General features: G+C 54.7%; 1 protein-coding gene. It reads left to right on the top strand.

Annotated elements, in window-relative coordinates; all coding sequences use genetic code 11:
• On the top strand, positions 1-3,732 hold a 3,732-nt coding region (locus ACGF7G_RS21700), incomplete at both ends, for an amino acid adenylation domain-containing protein (protein WP_387468318.1).

Here is a 3,732-nt window from a genome sequence, read left to right as displayed (position 1 = left end):
TGTCTGGCGTGAGTTACTGGGCATCGAAAAAATTAGTCGACACGATAATTTCTTCACTCTGGGCGGGCATTCCCTGCTGGCGGTGCGGATGATTGAACATTTGCGCCATCTGGGGCTTAAACTGGCGGTGCGCGACCTATTTCAGACCTCGGTGTTATCCAGTCTGGCACAGACGCTGGGGCAGTACCAGGCTGTGCCGGTGCCTGCTAATGTAATTACCCCCGATACAACAACGCTTACGCCGACGATGTTGCCGCTGATAGGTCTGACTCAGGCTGATATTGATCGTATCGTCTGGCAAGTACCGGGCGGCATGAGCAATATTCAGGATATTTATGCCCTGTCACCCTTGCAGGACGGGATCTTATTCCACCATTTACTGGCAAACGAGGGGGATCCGTACCTGTTGACCGTTCAGATGTTTTTTGAGGACCGGGCTTTGCTGGACCGTTATTTGGCAGCCGTGCAACAGATAATCAATCGTCACGATATCCTGCGGACAGCCTTTGTCTGGCAAGGGTTGTCAGTGCCGGCGCAGGTAGTCTGGCGTCAGGCCACCTTATCTGTCACCGAGTTGACGTTGGATCCGGTGGAAGGGCCAGTCAGTGAGCAGCTAAACCGACGTTTTGACCCCCGCCATTATCGTCTTAACTTAAGTGAGGCTCCGTTACTGCAATTTGTTATTGCCCGGGAAGCGGATGGTCGTTGGTTCTTATTGGAGTTGCAGCATCACCTGATTGGCGACCATACGACACAGGAAGTGATGCATCATGAAATCCGGGCGTATCTGACGGGACAGGCGGCGATGCTGCCGGCACCGCTGCCGTTTCGTAATCTGGTGGCTCAGGCTCGGTTGGGCATCAGTCAGGAAGAGCACACCCGTTTCTTCACGGAAATGCTGGCGGACGTGGTTGAGCCGACACTGCCGTTCGGCGTGGAGGAGGTGCATCGCGACGGTTCGCAGGTGACAGAATACCACCAGATGTTATCCGTTGAGCTGAATAGCCGTCTGCGCCGTCAAGCGCAACAGTTAGGTGTCAGTCTGGCGGCGTTATGTCATCTGGCCTGGGCGCAGGTCTTGTCGCGGATCAGCGGACAGGAGAACGTGGTGTTCGGCACAGTACTGTTCGGACGTATGGCGTCGGGAGAAGGCGTGGAGAGCGGGCTGGGGCTGTTTATTAATACCTTGCCGTTGCGGCTGGATATAGATAACACGCCGGTACGGGAGAGTGTACAGCAGGCCCATACCCGACTGGCCGGATTATTGGCGCATGAGCATGCGTCACTGGCGCTGGCTCAACAATGCAGTGGTATTGACAACGCAAGTCCCCTCTTTAGTGCCCTGTTGAACTACCGGCATAATGATGTATCAGCAATATCTGATGAGTGGATAAGCGGGATTGAGTTTGTTGGTGGACAGGAGCGGACTAGCTACCCCTTTGTACTGTCGGTCGAGGATTTTGGTGGCTCGCTGGGGCTGACGGCGCAAACTGTTCAGCCATTTGTGCCAGAGCGGATATGCGGTTATATGCAGCAGGCGCTGGAGAGCCTGGCTGAAGCGCTGGAGCATACCCCGGATATGTCGGTTCGGGCGTTGGAAATCCTGCCGGAAACGGAACGCACGCTGTTGTTAACAACCCGGAATGTGACGGAAACGGCGTATCCTGAAACGTTATGTATCCATCAGTTATTCGAACAGCAGGCAGAGAAAACCCCGGATGCCACCGCTCTGGTGTATGAAGAGCAGACTCTCAGTTATGCCGAGTTAAATATCCGTGCTAATCAGCTGGCTCATCAATTAATTATGCTGGGGGGAGAGCCAGACCAGTTAGTGGCGATTTGTGTATCACGCTCACTCGCAATGGTGGTCGGGATATTGGCCATACTGAAAGCCGGTGGGGCTTATGTGCCGCTGGATCCGGCTTATCCCGGTGAGCGTCTGACACATATTCTCACCGATGCCGCCCCGGCTATTATCCTGGCGGATGAGACTGGACGGACAGCCTTGGGAGAGAAGGTACTGGCCGGACGGAAGGTGCTTGACCCGAATAGCCTGCCTAAACAATCGGATAATAATCCACAGATACCGGCATTGACTCCCCGTCATCTGGCCTATGTGATTTACACCTCCGGCTCGACCGGCACGCCGAAAGGGGTGATGGTCGAACATCGTAGTATCCTGCGTTTATTTGATGCGACTGAATCCTGGTATCACTTTAACCAGCAAGACAGTTGGTGCCTGTTTCATTCCATCGCTTTTGACTTTTCGGTATGGGAATTATGGGGCGCGTTGCGTTATGGCGCGAAACTGGTTTTAGTCCCCCACGCGATTACGCGTTCCCCACAGGAATTCCATCAATTTGTGTGCCGGCACGGCATCACCGTACTGAATCAGACGCCAAGTGCTTTCAAATCCTTGATTGCCAGCTATGTTGATAACCCCTTGCCGGATCAGTTGCGTTATATCATTTTGGGTGGTGAAGCCCTCGACCCAAGTATATTGAAGCCGTGGTATCGCCTGCGAGAAGACACTTCACCACAGTTGGTGAATATGTATGGCATTACGGAGACGACTGTCCATGTGACTTACCGGGCGCTGAATCACCATGATGTGGAGCAAACCGTCAGCCCTATTGGCACACGTATTCCGGATTTAACACTGTATTTGCTGGACAAATACGGTCAACCAGTGCCGGAGGGAGTCACCGGAGAGTTGTATATCGGTGGTGCTGGTGTCGCACGGGGTTATCTGAACCGGCCTGAACTGACGGCAGAACGTTTCCTGCCCGACCTGTTCAGTGACAAACCGGATGCGCGGATGTACCGCACCGGGGATTTAGCTCGCTACCTGCCGGACGGCAATCTGGAATTTCTGGGGCGCAATGACCAGCAGGTGAAAATCCGCGGCTTCCGCATTGAACCGGGGGAAATTGAAGTGCGGTTGGCAGAATACCCAGCAGTGCATGGATCGGCGGTGCTGGCACTGGATGACAGGACGGAGAAACGGTTGGTGGCTTATGTGGTGGCAGATGCGGAAGAGGGGCTGGTGAATAGCCTGCGAGCGCACCTGAGTGCGGTGTTACCGGATTATATGCTGCCGGCGGCGTTTGTGCGTCTGGACGACTTCCCGTTGACACCGAATGGCAAGCTGGACCGCAAGGCACTGCCGGCACCGGACAGTGAAGCATTTGCCCGTCAACGCTATGAGGCACCGCAGGGAGAAACAGAAACCGCCCTGGCGGCCATTTGGTGTGAGTTGCTGGAGGTTGAGCAAGTTAGCCGGCATGACAATTTCTTCGCGTTGGGTGGACACTCCCTCGTCGCGGTGCGGGTGATGAACCGGATAATGGCGGTATTGGGCGTGGAATTACCGCTGACGGAGCTGTTTAATTCACCTTCTCTGACGGCCTTAGCTCAGGCAGTGCAGACCCGGCTTGATACACAAGACAGTACTGCACTGCCTGCCATAATACCCGTCTCCCGGGAAGGAAGATTACCATTATCATTCGCACAACAGCGCTTATGGTTCCTGGCCCAGCTTGAAGGTGTCAGTGAAACGTATCATATCCCTCTCGCATTGCATTTGCGCGGCCAGTTGGATATGGTGGCCTGGCGGCAGGCATGGGATACCGTTTTTGCCCGCCATGAAGCGCTGCGCACGGTATTTATCTCTGTTGATGGTCAGCCGCAGGTCCGGCTGCTGGCAAAAGAGAGTGGGTTGCCGTTGGCTCA

Origin of the sequence: Photorhabdus sp. RM323S (genome assembly GCF_042879375.1) — a bacterium.
In the GTDB taxonomy this organism is placed as follows: Bacteria; Pseudomonadota; Gammaproteobacteria; order Enterobacterales; family Enterobacteriaceae; genus Photorhabdus; species Photorhabdus tasmaniensis.
This window is presented reverse-complemented; position numbering and strand designations above follow the sequence as displayed.